This is a genomic window from Denitromonas ohlonensis, assembly GCF_007625205.1.
Taxonomy (GTDB): domain Bacteria; phylum Pseudomonadota; class Gammaproteobacteria; order Burkholderiales; family Rhodocyclaceae; genus Nitrogeniibacter; species Nitrogeniibacter ohlonensis.
Window position 1 is genome coordinate 97,623 of record NZ_VMNI01000022.1, and the last position, 17,271, is coordinate 114,893.

Annotated in this window: 15 protein-coding genes and 1 pseudogene; 5 read left to right on the forward strand and 11 right to left on the reverse strand. The window is 62.4% G+C overall.

Going from position 1 to position 17,271, the window contains the following annotated elements; all coding sequences use genetic code 11:
• Positions 1 to 3 precede the first annotated feature (3 nt).
• From FHP89_RS19515 to rpmH, 11 genes are read right to left on the reverse strand one after another with little or no spacing between them, the layout of a single operon-like run.
• Complete coding sequence (locus FHP89_RS19515; RefSeq protein ID WP_144176132.1) at positions 4 to 2,124, reverse strand: sensor histidine kinase; 2,121 nt, start codon at positions 2,122 to 2,124, stop codon at positions 4 to 6.
• On the reverse strand, positions 2,121 to 2,681 hold the full coding sequence (locus tag FHP89_RS19520) for a DUF4390 domain-containing protein (RefSeq protein WP_260851684.1): 561 nt from the start codon (positions 2,679 to 2,681) through the stop codon (positions 2,121 to 2,123). The genes FHP89_RS19515 and FHP89_RS19520 overlap by 4 nt, the downstream gene beginning before the upstream one ends.
• A 7-nt stretch (positions 2,682 to 2,688) precedes the next feature.
• Positions 2,689 to 4,014 (reverse strand): 16S rRNA (cytosine(967)-C(5))-methyltransferase RsmB, encoded by a 1,326-nt coding sequence (gene rsmB, locus FHP89_RS19525; protein ID WP_260851685.1) that lies wholly within the window; start codon positions 4,012 to 4,014, stop codon positions 2,689 to 2,691.
• A complete protein-coding gene (speE, locus tag FHP89_RS19530) occupies positions 4,011 to 4,883 on the reverse strand; it encodes a polyamine aminopropyltransferase (protein WP_222105454.1) in 873 nt (290 codons plus the stop codon). Before speE ends, rsmB begins: the two co-directional genes overlap by 4 nt.
• Positions 4,884 to 4,901: 18 nt before the next feature.
• Entirely contained in the window at positions 4,902 to 5,366 is a 465-nt protein-coding gene (speD, locus tag FHP89_RS21110; RefSeq protein WP_260851686.1) for an adenosylmethionine decarboxylase, read from the reverse strand.
• A gap of 21 nt (positions 5,367 to 5,387) precedes the next feature.
• Complete coding sequence (locus FHP89_RS19535) at positions 5,388 to 6,158, reverse strand: sulfite exporter TauE/SafE family protein (protein WP_144176134.1); 771 nt, start codon at positions 6,156 to 6,158, stop codon at positions 5,388 to 5,390.
• A 51-nt stretch (positions 6,159 to 6,209) separates the two neighbouring features.
• Positions 6,210 to 7,556, reverse strand: coding sequence for a tRNA uridine-5-carboxymethylaminomethyl(34) synthesis GTPase MnmE (mnmE, locus tag FHP89_RS19540; RefSeq protein ID WP_144176135.1), 1,347 nt, complete (start codon positions 7,554 to 7,556; stop codon positions 6,210 to 6,212).
• A complete protein-coding gene (gene yidC / locus FHP89_RS19545; protein ID WP_144176136.1) occupies positions 7,540 to 9,186 on the reverse strand; it encodes a membrane protein insertase YidC in 1,647 nt (548 codons plus the stop codon). The genes mnmE and yidC overlap by 17 nt, the downstream gene beginning before the upstream one ends.
• Positions 9,187 to 9,210: 24 nt before the next feature.
• The gene (gene yidD / locus FHP89_RS19550) at positions 9,211 to 9,420 is read right to left on the reverse strand and encodes a membrane protein insertion efficiency factor YidD (protein WP_144176137.1); all 210 of its coding nucleotides are present in this window, start codon (positions 9,418 to 9,420) and stop codon (positions 9,211 to 9,213) included.
• Positions 9,417 to 9,788: a ribonuclease P protein component gene (rnpA, locus tag FHP89_RS19555; RefSeq protein WP_144176138.1), complete on the reverse strand. Its 372-nt coding sequence runs from the start codon at positions 9,786 to 9,788 to the stop codon at positions 9,417 to 9,419. Before rnpA ends, yidD begins: the two co-directional genes overlap by 4 nt.
• A 1-nt stretch (position 9,789) precedes the next feature.
• The gene (gene rpmH / locus FHP89_RS19560; protein ID WP_144176139.1) at positions 9,790 to 9,924 is read right to left on the reverse strand and encodes a 50S ribosomal protein L34; all 135 of its coding nucleotides are present in this window, start codon (positions 9,922 to 9,924) and stop codon (positions 9,790 to 9,792) included.
• Positions 9,925 to 10,182: 258 nt separating this feature from the next.
• Between rpmH and dnaA the strand changes: the two genes are divergently transcribed.
• From dnaA to FHP89_RS19585, 5 genes and pseudogenes are all read left to right on the forward strand, one after another.
• Positions 10,183 to 11,634, forward strand: coding sequence for a chromosomal replication initiator protein DnaA (dnaA, locus tag FHP89_RS19565; RefSeq protein WP_144176140.1), 1,452 nt, complete (start codon positions 10,183 to 10,185; stop codon positions 11,632 to 11,634).
• Positions 11,635 to 11,683: 49 nt separating this feature from the next.
• Positions 11,684 to 12,790 (forward strand): DNA polymerase III subunit beta, encoded by a 1,107-nt coding sequence (gene dnaN, locus FHP89_RS19570; RefSeq protein WP_144176141.1) that lies wholly within the window; start codon positions 11,684 to 11,686, stop codon positions 12,788 to 12,790.
• A gap of 155 nt (positions 12,791 to 12,945) precedes the next feature.
• The gene (gene gyrB / locus FHP89_RS19575) at positions 12,946 to 15,429 is read left to right on the forward strand and encodes a DNA topoisomerase (ATP-hydrolyzing) subunit B (RefSeq protein WP_144176142.1); all 2,484 of its coding nucleotides are present in this window, start codon (positions 12,946 to 12,948) and stop codon (positions 15,427 to 15,429) included.
• 204 nt (positions 15,430 to 15,633) lie between these two features.
• Complete coding sequence (locus tag FHP89_RS19580; protein WP_144176143.1) at positions 15,634 to 16,683, forward strand: Fic family protein; 1,050 nt, start codon at positions 15,634 to 15,636, stop codon at positions 16,681 to 16,683.
• Positions 16,684 to 16,761: 78 nt separating this feature from the next.
• Positions 16,762 to 16,992: pseudogene (locus tag FHP89_RS19585) on the forward strand (hypothetical protein); the annotation flags it as partial.
• Between the last annotated feature and the right edge of the window lie 279 nt (positions 16,993 to 17,271).

Genomic DNA, 17,271 nt, shown 5'->3' on the forward strand with positions numbered 1-17,271 from the left:
GTGTCAGCGTTTTTCCGTGATGGCGGGGCGCAGATGAACACGCACTTCGGCGCCGCCGTCTTCGTGGTTGATCAGGCGGATGTCGCCGCCGTGTTCGTCGATGATTTTCTTGACGATGGCCAGACCCAGGCCGGTACCGCGGGCCTTGGTGGTGAAATAGGGTTCGAATGCGCGGCTGAGCATGTCGCCGGGAAACCCGGGTCCATTATCGCGCACACTCAGCCGAATGCGACCGTTGTCGCGCAGGCTGGAGCGGATCACGATGTGCGCGGCCGGGTGTTCGGTCAGCGCGTCTTCGGCATTTTGCAGCAAATTGTGGATCACCTGACGGAGCTGGGCGGCGTCGCCCTGCACGGCCGGCAGGCCGGCTTGCAGGTCGGGTTCGATACGCACCGGTGCGCCATCGTAGAGGGCGAGCACTTCGCGGACAAGCGCGTTGAGGTCCAGCGATGCGAGTACCGGTGCGGGGAGGCGTGCGTAGTCACGGAAGGCGTTGACCAGATTCTTCATCGCTTCGACCTGGCTGACGATGGTGCCGGTGGCGCGCTCGAGCATGTTGCGGCCGTCGTCGTCGAGGCGCGGCGCGAGCTTCATGGCGAGGCGCTCGGCGGACAGCTGAATGGGCGTGAGCGGGTTCTTGATCTCGTGAGCGAGCCGGCGGGCAACCTCTGCCCAGGCGGCGGTGCGTTCGACGGCTATGAGGTGCGAGATGTCATCAAAGACCACCACCGTGCCGCCGCCGGCGGCCTGCGGTAGCGCGGTGCCATGGATGAGCAGGGTCTTTTCGCCGCCGTCGGAGGCGCGCATCTCGATCTGTTGTTGCCAGTCGGCGTCTTCGCCCGCCAAGGCGGCGACGAGAGTGTCACGGAATTCGATGTGTTCGGGCCAGTCGGCGATGGTGATGTCTTCATAGCCGTCGAGCGGGTCGTCGAGAATTTCGGTCGCCCCCCGGTTGGCCGCGCGCAGGGTGCCGTCGGGCGAAAAGGCCAGCACGCCGGCGGACAGGTTGGCCAGCACGCTTTCGAGATAGCTTCGCGCGGCTTCGACCGCCGCCCGGTTGCGCTCGGCGAGCGCGCGCGCCTCGTCGAGCTGGCGGGTCATCTGATTGAAGGATTGGGTGAGCACCCCGAGTTCGTCATGCGCGGGCAAGGCGCGGCGTGGGCTGAAGTCGCCCTGGGCCACGGCCTCGGTGCCCTGCGCCAGAATGATCAGGGGTTTGGAGAGCTTGCGCGCGAGGACGAAGGCGATCGCGATGGCGGCGAGCAGCGCCAGCAGCAGCGATAGCGTCAGCGTGAGGCTGTAGATGCGCTTGAGGCCGTCGCGCCCGAGCGAGAGTTGTTGATAGTCGCGATACGCGGTCTGCACGGCGTTGGCATGGCGGCTGATGGACTCGGGCACCGGCTGGATGAGCTGCAGGTAGGTCGGTTCATCGGTAATGCTCCGATTCGGGATCGGAACGATGACCCGCAGCTCGATCCGGCCTTCGGGGTCTGAATCGACAAACAGCGTGCGCTGACCGTTGCGGGCCTGGCGCATCTGGTCGGTGTTGGGCAAGGCGGGTAGTAGCGTGGTGACGGAGTTGGAGGCGGTCGCCTGGATCCGGCCGCCACCGGAGAACAAGGTGGCGCTGTCAACGCCGGCCTGTTCGCGCAGGCGATTGAGACGGGAGGCAGCGAGCGCCGGCGAGTCGGACAGGCTCAGCGCCATATCGCTGGCGTGGCCCTGAAGTTGCCGGCCGAGGTAGTCGAGCGAGGTCTGGCCGAGGGCGATGCCGCCTTCGAGCGCCGCATCGACGCGGACGTCGAACCAGGTTTCGATACTGCGTACGACGAACTGCAGCGAGACGGTGTAGATCATGACGCCCGGCACGATGGCCATCAGCGCAAAGAAGGTGAGCAGCCGGAGCTTGAGTTGCGAGCCGAACACCTTGGCTCGGCGATCGGCCAGCAACTGGCGGACCTGCACCGTGACCAGGCCGGCCAGCGCGACGGCGATGAAGCCGTTGAGCGCCAGCAGGTAGGGATAACTGTCGGCGAACATGTCGGTGTTCGCGGTGGCGCTGGCGAGCAGGAACAGCGAGATCGCGGCAAGCGCAGCGGCGACGGTGAAGGCAATGCGCTTCATGGTGCGGCCCGGCCGGCGGTGAGGAAGATCCAGCTCATCTCTTCGGTGTCGATGGACCAGTCCCGGCTGCCGAGTGCGGAGACCTTGAACGGCCGGGGCAGCAGGTCGGTGTCGAGGCGAAAGCGCAGGGTGACCTTGTAGGACTGTCCGGGCTCGAGCGTGTCGATGCCGGCGACGCGCCAGCGGCGTACGCGCGTCATGGTGCGAACCGCCGCATCGAGGCTATCGAAACTTTGATGGAAGTTGCCAATGGCCAGCCGGAAGCTGCGGGTGAGCGCGTGATAGGTGAGGCGATAGCTGAGCGATTCGCTGACCAGGGATTTGTCGAGCCAGTACCAGCGGGGTGATTCGATGCTCGCTTCGAGGACGAAATACACCGCGATGCCATGGCGAATCGCGTCTTCCACCCGCGGGTTGAGCGTCAGTTCAATGTCGGCGTTGATGACATAGTCGGCGTTTTCTAGCTGGATCTCGCCGTAGGCGATACGCGGTGCCTCGCTGGCCTGTGCCGGCAAGACGAGCAGGCACAGCGCCAGGCCGATTGCACGGAGCAGCAAAGGGAGATCAACGCGCCTTTTCGAGCAAGGCGTAGTAAAAGCCGTCGTGTTCAGCATCGGGCAGCAGCTTGTGCTCCATTCGGCCTTGGATGGCGACCCGTTTGGCATCGGGGTGGCTGGCGCAGAATCGGGCGATCTGGTCGCTGTTTTCCTCGTCAAACACCGAGCAGGTCACGTAGAGCATTGTGCCACCGGGGGCGAGGGTGCGCCACAGCGCATGCAGGATGTCTGCTTGCTGGGCGGCAAAGCCGGCGATGTCGGTGGCACGCCGTAGCCATTTGATGTCGGGGTGGCGACGGGCGACACCGGAGGCGGAGCATGGGACGTCGGCGAGGATTCGGTCGAAGGCTTGACCGTCCCACCACTGATCAGGGTCGCGGCTGTCGCCGATGAGGACTTCGGCCTTCAGGCCGAGTCGGCTGAGCGTGTCATCGATTCGCCGGGCGCGGATCGGATCGAGTTCGAGCGCGGTCAGGGCGATGTCTGCGGTCTCGAGCAGATGGGCGCTCTTGCCACCCGGCGCGGCGCAGGCGTCGAGCACGCGGTCGCCAGGGCGCGGCGCCAGCCACTGGGCGGCCCATTGCGCGCCGGCATCCTGAACCGAGTATCGGCCTTCAAAGAAGTCGGGGATCTGGTCGACGGGCACCGGCGTGTCGAGCAGCAAGGCACCGTTGTCGAGGACGCGGTGGGCGATGCCCGCGCTGCGCAGGCGATCGGAGGCGTCGTCGAGTGTGCCTTGTCGCAGATTGGCGCGCAGCGACATGGGCGGGTGTTGATTGCCCGCGGCCAGCACGGTGATCCATTGATCAGGCAGGCGCTTCTGGAGCTTTTGAATCCACCAGTCGGGGTGTTGATAGCGACTGGCGGCGTCCCCGGCCAGCGCCTGCTCGAATGTGGCTTGCTGGCGCAGGAAGTTGCGCAGCACGCCGTTGGCGACGGGCCGAAGCCCGGGCGCGATCGCGCCTATGGCGGTGACGGCCTGGTCGACAACGGTGTGCGCAGTGTCGGGGCGCGCGGCCAGGCGATGAATGGCAACGAGGAGGATGGCGTGCAGTCGTGTCGGCAGCGGTTTGGAGAGCAAGCGCTTGAGCACGGCGTCGCCTTTGCCATACTCGCGCAGCGTGCTGTAGGTCAGGTCGAGAATGGCGCCGCGCACGGGGCGGGGCAGATCGGTGAGGCGAGCCTGCGTCATCATTTCGGTGAGGGCTTTGCCCTCAATGACGCCTTCAATGAGCCCGGCGGACTGATCGATCGCGAAGGCCAGGCTATCCACGGCCAGGGGCGGCGGCGGCGGCATGGGGGCGCGTCTGGGCTTGCGGTCGAATGGGGTCATGGTGTGAGGCACTGTCGAATGTAGTTGGGCTGGGCAAATGCCGCCCGGTGGGTGTCGCCGTTGTAATACTGGAGTTGCTGGATGCTGCGCGACAGAAGACGCTGGTCGACCTCGGCCGGGCTGAGGCTTAGCGGGTCGATGTGGTCCGACGCACAGGCCATGCCCCACAAGCTGCCGTACAAGGGAATGTAGTGGAAGTGCGGCCTGACGATGTCGAACACCTGACGCAAGCGTGTGACCAGCATGGCCACCCGCTCGCCTTGAAATACCGGGGCGCCCAGATGCAGTGAGAGCGCACCTTGATCGCTCAGCAGGCGCTTGCAGTCGGCAAAGAAGGCTTCGGTGTAGAGGGCTTCGGCGGGGCCGATCGGATCGGTGAGATCGAGCACGATGAGGTCGAAGCGCTCGCCGGCCGCAGGGGCGGTGGTGCGAACGTAGGCCAGACCGTCCGCGATCTGCAGATCGAGGCGGGGGTCGTCGAGGGCGCCGTTGTGAACCTTGGGCAGGTGGCGACGGGCGATATCGACAACCTTCTCGTCGAGTTCGACCAGCGTGATCTTCTCCATCGTTGGATGCTTGAACAACTCATCAGCGGAGCCGCCGTCGCCGCCGCCGATGATCAAGGCGCGGCGGGGGTCGATCTGGCCGATGCTCGGTACATGGATGAGGTTCTCATGATAGAAAAACTCATCGCCTTCCGAGGTCATGAAGAAGCCATCGAGTCGAAACAGTCGCCCGAACTGAGGGGTATCCCAGACCTCGTAAGACTGAAACGGCGTGTCGCCCGCTTCGATGAGCCGGCCGCTTTTGAGGTAGTGGCCGGCGTTTTCGTTCAGGGCTTCGATCAGCCGATCGTTGTCAGATGACATCGCGCGAAGATTCCTTGCTCAGGCCGATGTGGGCAGTTCGCCGCGCATGACATCTTTCTCGATCATCTCGCCGGGCTGCAACAAATCGATCAGGTGCTGGTAGACCGCGCGCGCACGATCGCTGTTGTCGCGAGAGAAGTTGCAGACGTAGACGTCGAGCGTCACGGCGTTGGTCTCGGGCCAGGTGTGAATGGCGACGTGTGACTCGGCCAAAACGACGGTGCCGGTAACGCCGGCCTTTTCGCCGTCGTCGTGCGTGAACTGGTAAAAGTAGGCGCCAAGCGGTGTGAGACCGGCTTCTTTGCAGAAATTGACGCAGCGCGTTTCGAGGACATTCCGATCAAGCAAGACGGCAGGGTCGCAGTCGCAGTGGTACAGATCGGCAATGAGATGAAGACCTTGCATGGCATCCCCATCCAATGGATTAAAAAAGGCCTGTGATTTTAACACCTTGGGGGGGGCTCTAGGCCCGCCGCGTTCCACGTGAAACAAATGGAGCGTGTGTCAGTTGGTGCCGATCATGTCCCACGCCATCTTGGCGATCAGCGCGCTCACGACCGCCAGGAAAAAACGTCGAACAAAACGGGTGCCGTGCTTGAGTGCCATGCTGCTGCCCGTGACAGCGCCAGCAAGATTACACGCGGCCATCAGCAGACCGACTTTCCAGAGAATGGCGCCGGTGCCCGCGAAGAAACTGATCGCGGCGAGATTGGTAGAAAAATTGAGGATTTTGGCGGATGCCGAAGCCTGCAGGAAATCCATGTGCAGGGCGCGGATGAACAGAAAGATGAAAAAACTTCCCGTGCCAGGGCCGAAGAAGCCGTCGTAGAAGCCGATGGTGACACCGATGATCGCAATCCTGAGGCGTGTGGTGGCGAGGGGTAGTGGTGCGCCGGCGTCAGTGCCAAAGTTGGGACGCAGGTAGGTGTAGATGGCGACGGCGATCAACAATGAGAGGACGAGCGGTCGGACGAGTGTCGGGTCGAGCAGCGCTACCGACTTGGCGCCAAACCAGGCACCAATAAGAGCGGCCGCAGCCCCGGGCAGGACGATTCGGAAATCAATGCGTACGCGTCGTGCGTACTGAACAGCAGCACTCGCCGTGCCCACGATGCTGGCGATCTTGTTGGTACCGAAAAGCGTTGCGGGCGCATGTTGCGGCAGGCTCGAAAACAGCAGGGGTATCTGGATGAGTCCGCCGCCGCCGACGACAGCATCGACAAAACCGGCAAAGAAGGCGCCGGCGCCTAGAAGAAGCCAGAGGGCATCAGTCATGAGAGGGAGTTTGTTTCACGTGGAACCGGAGTGCGGACGCGATGTTTTGCGCTACTTTCCGATACAGAAGCGGGAGAATATTTCGCCGAGCAAATCGTCGGGTGTGAACTCACCCGTAATTTCGCCCAAAGCATCGTGACTTTGGCGTAGCTCCTCTGCCATCAGTTCAAGTGCATGGTTTTGTTCGAGGGCCGTTTCAACATGAGCAAGCGCTGAGGACAAGGCGCCGAGGTGGCGCTTCCGCGCAAAAAACACATCTTCGCTGTGCGGGTGCCACCCCGCAAGTTTGAGCAAATGCTCACGCAGCAACGTAATACCGTCGCCCGTTTTTGCGGAGAGTCGAATCCGGGTGCTTTGGTCGGTCTCCGTCAGTTGTGTGTCGAGCTGAGCCAGGTCGCACTTGTTTTCGACGGTAATGCGCGGCACGCCGGATGGCAGGCGTGCATCGATGCCTTCATCTTCCGAGGTGATACCGTAACGCGCGTCGACAATGCGAACGATGACATCGGCATCTTCGATTTCTTTCCATGTCCGTTCGATGCCGATCCGTTCGACGGTGTCGCCGGTGTCGCGCAGGCCGGCGGTGTCGATGATGTGCAGCGGGATGCCGGCGAGCTGGATGGTTTCCTTAAGTGCGTCGCGAGTGGTGCCGGCGATATCGGTGACGATGGCGCGTTCATGGCCGGCCAGCTGATTGAGCAGGCTGGACTTGCCGACATTGGGCTGGCCCACCAACACGACGTGCAGACCTTGTCGAAGCAGCGCGCCTTGCTCGGCGCGGTCGAGAATGTCGCGCAGCGCGGCGGCGATGGCCTGCATGCGTTCGACCGCGCGTGCGGCGGCGAGAAAATCGATCTCTTCTTCGGGGAAATCGAGGGTGGCCTCGACCAGCATGCGCAGGTCGATGAGCCGGTCGCGTACGTCGCCAATGGCATCCGAGAACACGCCACTGAGCGAGCGCACGGCGGAGCGAGCCGCGGCGACCGTGGAGGCCTCGATGAGATCTGCCACCGCCTCGGCCTGCGCCAGGTCCATCTTGTCATTGAGAAAGGCGCGCTGGGTAAATTCGCCGGGTTCAGCGAGTCGGGCGCCGAGCGACAGGGCGCGCGCCAGCAGCAGTTGCATGACGACCGGGCCGCCATGGCCTTGCATTTCGATGACGTCTTCGCCGGTGAAGGAGTGCGGCGCGGGAAAGTACAGCAGCAGGCCTTCGTCGATCAGACGGCCGTCGCTGTCATGAAATGACCCGAAGATGGCTTGGCGTGGCGGAGGCAGTTTTCCGTTGCCAAGCGTCGCGGCCAGCGAACTGAGGTCGGGGCCGGAGATGCGAACAATGCCGACGCCACCACGCCCAGGCGCGGTGGCGACAGCGGTGATGATGTCAGGTCTTCTGCCCACTTTCGATCATCTTGGTGATCTGCCACTGCTGGGCGATCGACAGAGTGTTGTTAACCACCCAGTACAGCACCAGACCGGCCGGGAAGAACAGGAACATGAAGGTGAACACGATCGGCATGGCCATCATGACCTTGGCCTGCATGGGGTCCGGCGGCGTCGGGTTGAGGCGCATCTGGATCAGCATGGTGGCACCCATGATGATCGGCAGGATGAAGTACGGGTCTTTCACCGACAGGTCGGTGATCCAGCCCAGCCAGGGCGCCTGGCGCATTTCGACGCTGCCGAGCAGCACCCAGTACAGCGCGATGAAGACCGGGATCTGCACCACGATCGGCAGGCAGCCGCCGAGCGGGTTGATCTTCTCTTTCTTGTAGATCTCCATCATCTCCTTCTGCATGCGCACCTTGTCGTCGCCATGCTGCTCCTTGAGCCGCTGCAGGCGCGGGCCCAGGGTGCGCATCTTGGCCATCGACTTGTAGGACGCGGCGGAGAGCGGGAAGAAGATCAGCTTCAGGCAGATCGTGACCAGGATGATGGCCCAGCCCCAGTTGCCGGTCAGGTTATGGAACCACTGCAGCACCCAGAACAGCGGTGCGGCGATGACCGTCAGCCAGCCGTAGTCGACCACCAGGTCGAGACCCGGGGCGATGGCTTCGAGGTGTTCCTGTTCCTGCGGGCCGGCGTAGAGGCGGGTGCTGACCGTGGCGGTGGCGCCAGGGGCGATCTCGTCGACGGGCAGGATGGTGCCGGCGGTGTAGAGGCGGTCGTTGATCTTGCGCGCGAAGTACTCGCGCGCCACGCCTTGTTCGGGCAGGAAGGCGCTGACGAAGTAGTGCTGCACCATTGCCACCCAGCCGTTGTCGTCCTTCTTGGCGAACTTGGCGCTGCCGTCGGCGATGTCTTCAAAGCTCACTTTCTGGAACTTGAGCGCATCGGTATAGAAGGCCGGGCCGGTGAAGGTGCTCACGCCCATGGCTTCGGTCGTTTCGGCGGCTTCACCGTCGCGCTGGAACTGGAAGTAGGCATCGGTGCGCACCGGTGCGTCGCTACCGTTGCTGATCTCGTAGGCCACGTCGATGATGTAGCTGTCGCGATGGAAGGTCAGCAGTTTGCTGACATTGATGCCGTTATCAGTCGGTGCGTCCAGGCGCACGGTGAGCGTCTTGGCATCGGCGGCCATCACCTGCTCGCCTTCTGGCAGGGTGAAGCGTGTCTTGTGGTTGGGCAGGCCCTGGCCGGTCAGGCCGGACTGCGCAGCGTAGATATGGCGGGTGCCGTTATCGAGCAGGACGTAATTCTTGGTCTTGTCGGCCGTGGCTTTGTGGCGCGTGAGCTCCAGGCGGACGATGTCACCACCGTCGGCGGAGATTTGCGCCAGCACGGAGTCGGTGCGAACGGTAAGTGTGGGGGCTGCGCCGCCGCTGCTGCTGACCGCGTCAACCGGTACGCTGCCGTCGGCGCTGAGTTGCGTGCGTGCCTTAGGAATGCTCGCATCGGTGCTGGCTGCGCCGCCGGCTTGATTGCTGGCGACCTGGGCGACCGGCGGATTGGTGTACTTTCCCCAGCCGTCCCACAGCATGAAAATGGAGAAGGCGAAGATCGTAAGCAGGATGAGGCGACGATTGTCCATCGAAACGAGACCGTAGTTAGCAGGTTAGGGAACCGGGTCGTGACCGCCGTTGCACCAGGGGTGACAGCGCGATACCCGCTTGGTCGCCAGCCAGCTACCGCGCAAGGCGCCGTAACGATTGATGGCTTCGACCGCGTATTCCGAGCAACTGGGGACGAATCGGCAATTGCTGCCCAGCATGGGGCTGATCGCGTAGCGATAGACCTTGAGCAGGGCCAGCAAGAGTGATTTCATCCCGGTAGTCGCCTCAGCAGGCCAGAGAGATCCTCGTGCACGCTGGTGCGCGTGGCATCTTTCAGTGGCCGATGTAGCCGAACGATCATGTCCAGCGCCGGTAGTGTGCCACGTTGCAGGCGAAATCCCTCGCGCACGACGCGTTTGATGCGGTTGCGCTCAACCGCGCGCCGAGCAAGTTTTTTTGCCACCACCACGCCAAGGCGGGCGGTATCTCCGCCATTGGGGCGGAAATGCACGATCAGGTAGCGACCTTTTATCGCGCGCTTAAATGCAAAAACGGATGAATACTCATCCGTTTTTCGCAATCGGTAAGCGTCGCGGAAATGGTGATCAGCCTGATCGACATCCGGCGACTGGTCGCCCACCTTAGACGGCGAGGCGGTGACGACCTTTGGCCCGACGGGCACGGATCACGGCGCGACCACCGCGGGTACGCATGCGAACCAGAAAGCCATGGGTGCGCTTGCGCTTAATAACGGAGGGTTGGTAAGTACGTTTCATGTTGACTAGCCAAGTGTTAAGTCAAACGAAGAATTTCAACCTAATCACCTTGTTTTGTCAACGATTCTTTTTGGACGGCCTTGTGGATAAGTCTCGCGTAGCGGGGTAGAATCGTCCTTTGCCCGCCGAGCCTCCCTCGCAATCGGTTCGTCAGAAACCGGCGGCGGCACTCCCGAAAAACAGAGAACGGCCGTGGCGTCCCGGTATCCCCGGCTGACCACGGACCATGTTCCTACTCGATGTGACCCGCCAAAGCCTGTGACGCAAGATTTCTGGACCTTCTGCTTGACCCGTCTTCAGGGGGAGTTGCCGCCTCAGCAATTCACCACCTGGATCAAAGCCCTGCGCGCCGATGATGACGCCGGGACGGATACGGCTGCGCCGGCCGTTCACTTGGTCGCCCCCAACCGGTTCGTATTGCAGTGGGTGCGTGAGCGCTATGTGCGGCGCATTGGCGAACTGGGCGAAGAGTTTTTTGGTGCGCCCACCGAAGTGGCGCTGACGCTGCCGGTCAATGGTGAGGCCGTGCGTCGGCCGGTGACTGCGTCGGCCGCAAAGGCCGCGCCCTCCCCGGCCTCGGCCAGCGCACCAGCGACGCCGCCGGCCGCCGCAAGTTCGGCACCGGTTGCTGAACCGCCCCGGGCAGAGTCGCCCCGTCGTGCGCCGGCCGCTTCGACCAGTGCCTACGACAAGACCCGGCTGAACCCCGATTTTACGTTTGACACTCTGGTCACCGGCCGCGCCAACGATCTGGCGCGTGCGGCGGCCATGCAGGTGGCCGACAACCCCGGCGTGTCCTACAACCCGCTGTTTGTGTATGGCGGCGTCGGCCTCGGTAAAACCCACTTGATTCACGCCCTCGGCAACGAGGTGTTCCGGCGCAATCCCAAGTCGATCATTCGGTATGTGCACGCCGAGGACTACTACGCCGACGTGGTGCGCGCCTATCAGCAGAAGAGCTTCGACGTCTTCAAGCGTTACTACCGCTCGCTCGACGTGCTGATGATCGACGACATCCAGTTCTTCAATAACAAGAACCGCACGCAGGAAGAGTTCTTCCATGCCTTCAACGCGCTCACCGAGGCAAAGAAGCAGATCATCATCACCTGCGACACCTACCCCAAGGATATCCAGGGGCTGGAAGACCGGCTGATCTCGCGCTTCGACTGGGGCCTCACCGTGCAGATCGAGCCGCCCGAGCTGGAAATGCGCGTGGCCATTCTCAAGAAAAAGGCCGATAGCCATAGCATTACGCTGTGCGACGATGTCGCTTTCCTGATCGCCAAGAACCTGCGCGCCAACGTGCGCGAACTCGAAGGCGCGCTGACCAAGGTCGTGGCCTTTGCCCGCTTCCACAGCAAGCAGATCACACTCGATGTGGCCAAGGAGGCGCTCAAGGACTTGCTCAATGCCCACAACCGGCAGCTGACCATCGAGCATATCCAGAAGACCGTGGCCGATTACTTCAAGATCAAGGTTGCCGACATGCACTCCAAGAAGCGCACCCGGGTCATCGCCCGGCCGCGCCAGGTGGCCATGGCGCTGGCCAAGGATCTGACCCCGATGAGCCTGCCGGCCATTGGCGATGCCTTCGGCGGGCGCGATCACACAACCGTGTTACATGCATGCCGTACCATCGCAGAATTGCGCCGGAACGACACCCAACTCAACCACGACCTGCACGTGCTGACGCAGGTCCTGCGCGGCTAAAATGCCGATGCGATATAACAAGAACCCGATTCACGGAGATTGAACGACGATGCAACTGCTGACCACCACCCGGGATGCTCTGCTTGGCCCACTCCAGTCGGTGTCCGGCATTGTGGAGAAGCGCCACACCCTGCCGATCCTGTCCAATGTGCTGATCGAAAAGCACGGTGACCGCCTCACCCTGCTGGCGACCGACATCGAAATCCAGATCCGCACCACCGCCATCGTCACCGGCGGGCCGGACGACCTGAACATCACCGTGGCCGCGCGCAAGCTGCAGGACATTCTGCGTGCGCTGCCCGGCGACACCGACATTGCCCTGTCGCTCGACGAGAGCCGCATGACCGTCAAGGCCGGCCGCAGCCGCTTTCAGCTGCAGACCCTGCCGGCGGCCGACTACCCGCGCCTCACCGTGGCCGAAGACGAAGGCGTGCGCTTTACCGTGTCGCAGCGCGCCTTCAAAAAGCAGCTCGCGCTGGTGCAGTACGCCATGGCCCAGCAGGACATCCGCTACTACCTCAACGGCCTGCTCACCATGGTCGACGGCTCCACCCTGCGCATGGTCGCCACCGACGGCCACCGCCTCGCCTACATCGAGAGTGAAATCGAGGGCAACTACCCGCGCACCGACGTGATCCTGCCGCGCAAGACGGTGCTCGAACTCGCCCGCCAGCTCTCCGACAGCGACGAGCCGCTCGAAATCATCATCGCCGGCAACCAGATCGTGTTCCGTTTTGGCGATGTCGAGCTCATCTCCAAGCTGGTGGATGGCAAGTTCCCCGACTACGAGCGCGTCATCCCGCAAAACCACCCCAAAGAGCTTCGTCTGGCCCGTCAGCCGCTGCATGCGGCGCTGTCGCGCGTGGCGATTCTCACCAACGAGAAATTCCGTGGTGTGCGCATCGTCCTGTCGAGTGGCAGCCTGAAGATCCTCAGCACCAACGCCGAGCAAGAAGAAGCGCAAGAAGAGCTCGAGATCGACTACGAAGGCGATGGCCTCGATATCGGCTTCAACGTCACCTATCTGCTCGACGTGCTCAACAACGTATCGAGCGACGACGTGCTGGTGCGCCTCAACGACGGCAACTCCAGCGCGCTGATTTCGCTGCCCGGCAACGACGCCTTCAAGTATGTCGTGATGCCGATGAGAATTTGACGGGCACTGGCGCGCCGACACAAACGGCGCGCCAGTCGGTCTGTCAGCCATCGAGGGCGTTGGCCCTGTCGATGGCATCGCGCCCCACCGGGCGCACCTAGCAGTCTGATGAGTATTGAGGGGCGCCCCAGGTGCTCCGGAGTGAAGAGAATCCTATGTCCGAATCGCAGAACACGCCGCAGGGCGGCTACGACGAATCCAGCATCCAGCAGCTCGAAGGTCTGGAGGCCGTGCGCAAGCGCCCCGGCATGTACATCGGTGACACCTCCGACGGCACCGGTTTGCATCACATGGTTTTCGAAGTGGTCGATAACGCCATTGACGAAGCCCTGGCGGGCTACTGCGACGACATCCTCGTCACCATCCACACCGACAACTCCATTTCCGTCACCGACAACGGCCGCGGCATCCCGGTGGGCGTCAAGCTGGACGACAAGCACGAGCCCAAGCGCTCGGCCGCCGAGATCGTCATGTGCGTGCTGCACGCCGGCGGCAAGTTCAACCAAAACAGCTACAAGGTGTCTGGCGGTCTGCACGGCGTGGGCGTGTCCTGCGTCAATGCCCTGTCCAAGTGGCTGCGCCTGACCATCCGTCGCGACGGCAAAAAGCACTTCATGGAGTTCCAGCGCGGCAAGGCCGCCGACCGCATCATCGAAACGGTCAATGGCATCGAAGTGTCGCCGCTCAAGGTGGTTGGCGAATCCGCCAAAAACGGCACCGAGCTGCACTTCATGGCCGATGAAGAAATCTTCGGCGCGGTCGAGTTCCACTACGAGATCATCGCCAAGCGCCTGCGCGAGCTGTCCTTCCTCAACAACGGCGTGCGCATCCGCCTGATCGACCAGCGCATCAACAAAGAAGAAGACTTCGCCTTTGCCGGCGGCGTGCGCGGCTTTGTCGACTACATCAACCGGTCCAAGACCGTGCTGCATCCCACCGTGTTCTACTCGGAGGGCACCGCCAAAACCTCCAACGGCACCGACCACGACATCGAAGTCTCCGTCGAAGTCGCCATGCAATGGAACGACAGCTACGCCGAACAGGTGTTGTGCTTCACCAACAACATCCCGCAGTCCGACGGCGGCACCCACCTCACCGGCCTGCGCGCGGCCATGACCCGCGTCATCAACAAATACATCGAAGAAAACGACATCGCCCGCAAGGCCAAGGTCGTCATCTCCGGTGACGACATGCGCGAAGGCCTCGCCTGCGTGTTGTCGGTCAAAATGCCCGATCCCAAGTTCGCCTCGCAGACCAAGATGAAACTGGTCTCCTCCGAAGCGCGCCCGGCGGTCGAAGAAGTCGTGGCCGCCAAGCTGGCCGACTACCTGCTCGAAAACCCCATCGACGCCAAGACCATCTGCGGCAAGATCGTCGAAGCCGCCCGCGCCCGCGACGCCGCCCGCAAGGCGCGCGAAATGACCCGCCGCAAAGGCCTGCTCGACGGCGTCGGCATGCCCGGCAAGCTCGCCGACTGCCAGGAAAAAGACCCCGCCAAGTGCGAAATCTACATCGTCGAGGGTGACTCCGCCGGCGGCTCCGCCAAGCAGGGTCGCGACCGTAAATTCCAGGCCATCCTGCCGCTGCGCGGCAAGGTGCTCAACGTCGAAAAGGCCCGCTTCGACAAGCTCATCTCCTCCGAACAGATCGCCACGCTCATCACCGCGCTCGGCACCGGCATCGGCAAGGAAGAGTTCAAACCCGAGAAGCTGCGCTACCACCGCATCATCATCATGACCGACGCCGACGTCGACGGCGCCCACATCCGCACCCTGCTGCTCACCTTCTTCTATCGCCAGATGCCCGAGCTGGTCGAGCGCGGCCACATCTACATCGCCCAGCCGCCGCTCTACAAAATCAAGCACGGCAAGTCCGAGCGCTACATCAAGGACGACACCGAGCTCAATGCCCACCTGCTCAAGCTCGCCCTCGACGGCGCCGCGCTCATCCCGGCCGAAGGCGCCGACCCGATCAGCGGCAACGCCCTGGCCGAACTCGCCCGCAACTACCTGCTCGCCGAAGCCGTCATCAACCGCCTCGCCGGCTACATCGAACCCGACGTGCTGCACGCCATGCTCGAGCGCAACGTCGCCGTCAGCCTTGAAGACGAAGCCGCCGCCAACGCCAGCGCCGCCGCCCTCACGCCGCACCTGTCGGGCGCCGTCACCGTGCGCGCCGAGTACAACGAAGAAGCCGAAGCCTGGCGCCTCGCCATCGAGCGCATGTACCACGGCAACCTCAAGTACGCCACGCTCGAAGAAGACTTCCTCATCTCCGGCGACTACGCCCAGATCCGCACCGCCGCCGAAGCCATCGCCGGCCTCATCACCACCGGTGCCATCATCGAACGCGGCGACAAACAACAACCCGCCATCAGCTTCGGCAAAGCCATCCGCTGGTTGCTTGCCGAAGTCGAACGCAACCTCGGCAAGCAGCGCTACAAAGGCCTCGGCGAAATGAACCCCGAGCAGCTCTGGGAAACCACCATGGACCCCACCGTCCGCCGCCTGCTCAAAGTGCAGATCGACGACGCCATCGCCGCGGATGAAATCTTCACCACCCTGATGGGCGACCACGTCGAACCCCGCCGCCAGTTCATCGAAAACAACGCGCTGTATGCGCGGAATATCGACGTGTGATGTTGTCGGGAATCATCAGCGCTAAGGCCTGAGCCAAACCGTCCGGCCATTTGCGCTACAGGTCGATGAAATAAAACGCAGTAAAGCTCCTCCGGGAGCTTTACTGCGTTGGATACTTCGGCTGCTGCCCGGCAGCGCCCTGGAGCGTCGGGACATTCCAGGGCGCTGTTTAAATGGGTGTTAATGGGTGTAGTATTGGCACCCATGATTCCCTCGAACGCCATTCAGATAACGCCAGAGATCCTGAGTCTCATCGCCGGTATCGATGAGTTCAAGGGCGCGTGGCGTGCGCTCGGCACGCTCGCACCCGACCGGCTATCCGCATTGCGACGGGTTGCCACCATTGAGAGCATCGGCTCTTCCACACGCATCGAGGGCAGCCGCCTCTCCGATCGCGACGTTGAGCGACTGCTGTCGAAGCTGCAGATCAAGTCTTTCGCGACCCGGGACGAACAAGAAGTGGCCGGCTACGCCGAAATCATGGAACTGGTGTTTTCGTCCTGGCAGGACATCACACTTACCGAAAACCACATCAAGCAACTTCACCGCGACCTCCTGGCCTACAGCGAGAAGGATGCCTGGCACCGGGGCAACTACAAGACCTCCACCAACAGCGTGGTGGCTTTCGACGAAGACGGCAAGCAGTTGGGTGTCGTCTTCGCTACCGCGACGCCATTCGATACGCCGGCCCTGATGACCGAGTTGATCACTTGGTTCAATGATGAAAGCGATTCGGCGCGATTTCACCCGCTGCTGTTGATCGGCATCTGGGTCGTCGTCTTTCTCGAGATCCATCCGTTTCAGGACGGCAACGGACGACTCAGTCGTGTCCTCACCACACTGTTGCTCTTGCAAGCCGGCTACGCCTACGTGCCGTACAGTTCGCTGGAAAGCATCATCGAGCAAAGCAAGGAGGCCTACTACCTCGCCCTGCGGCAAACCCAAGGCACGATCCGCAGCAACGCGCCCAATTGGCAACCGTGGTTGAACTTCTTCCTGCGAGCTTTGGCCGAGCAAGTTCGTCGCCTCAACCGCAAGGTCGAGCGCGAAAAACTCGTACTAGCTTCGCTACCTGAGTTGTCACTTCAAATTGTCGAGTTCGTCCGCGAGCACGGCCGCATCACCATGGGCGACGCGATCCGCCTCACCGGCAGCAATCGCAACACCCTCAAGCAGCATTTACGGGCATTGGTGGAGCAGCGCCACCTTGATCAGCACGGCGCAGGCAGGGGCGTTTGGTACGAGTTGCGATAGGGTGCTTTTATGTCCAGTGTCCGCCAATAAGGCAATTGTTCGCGACTCAAGGCCCATGCTGAGCAGCGAGACGAACGCTCAGACGTAGAGCGCAACCTTGGCAAGCAGCGCTACAAGGGCCTCGGCGAAATGAACCCCGAGCAGCTCTGGGAAGCCACCATGCCCCCCGTCCGCCGCTTGCTCAAAGTGCAAATCGATGACGCCATCACCGCCGACGAGAGCTTCACTACCCTGATGGGCGACCATGTCGAACCCCGCCACCAGTTCATCGAAAACAACGCGCTGTATGCGCGGAATATCGATGTGTGATGTTGTCGGGAATCACCGGCAGTAAGGTCTGAGCCAAACAGCCCGGCCGTTTGCGCTTCAGATCGATGAAATAAAACGCAGAAAAGCTCGTCCGGGCGCTTTTCTGGGTTCCGCGCAGCAGCTGTTGATGACCGTAGTTCGGCCAATGCTGTCGGCCACGCTGCGTCGATTGAGTGGCGGCAATGCATTGGTTACCTGCCGCTCAACGGCAGATTGGCATCAACGTCAGCTTTCCAATCTTGCGAACGCGAACTCCCGACCCTCAAGAGTCTTTCGCCG

Excerpts from the sequence above, each read along its gene's own strand:
- FHP89_RS19515 (WP_144176132.1), bottom strand. The coding sequence starts at position 2,124 with ATGAAGCGCATTGCCTTCACCGTCGCCGCTGCGCTTGCCGCGATCTCG.
- yidD (WP_144176137.1), bottom strand. The coding sequence starts at position 9,420 with ATGAAATCACTCTTGCTGGCCCTGCTCAAGGTCTATCGCTACGCGATC.
- speE (WP_222105454.1), bottom strand. The coding sequence starts at position 4,883 with ATGTCATCTGACAACGATCGGCTGATCGAAGCCCTGAACGAAAACGCC.
- gyrB (WP_144176142.1), top strand. The coding sequence starts at position 12,946 with ATGTCCGAATCGCAGAACACGCCGCAGGGCGGCTACGACGAATCCAGC.
- rsmB (WP_260851685.1), bottom strand. The coding sequence starts at position 4,014 with ATGACCCCATTCGACCGCAAGCCCAGACGCGCCCCCATGCCGCCGCCG.
- FHP89_RS19535 (WP_144176134.1), bottom strand. The coding sequence starts at position 6,158 with ATGACTGATGCCCTCTGGCTTCTTCTAGGCGCCGGCGCCTTCTTTGCC.
- dnaN (WP_144176141.1), top strand. The coding sequence starts at position 11,684 with ATGCAACTGCTGACCACCACCCGGGATGCTCTGCTTGGCCCACTCCAG.
- yidC (WP_144176136.1), bottom strand. The coding sequence starts at position 9,186 with ATGGACAATCGTCGCCTCATCCTGCTTACGATCTTCGCCTTCTCCATT.
- FHP89_RS19580 (WP_144176143.1), top strand. The coding sequence starts at position 15,634 with ATGATTCCCTCGAACGCCATTCAGATAACGCCAGAGATCCTGAGTCTC.
- rpmH (WP_144176139.1), bottom strand. The coding sequence starts at position 9,924 with ATGAAACGTACTTACCAACCCTCCGTTATTAAGCGCAAGCGCACCCAT.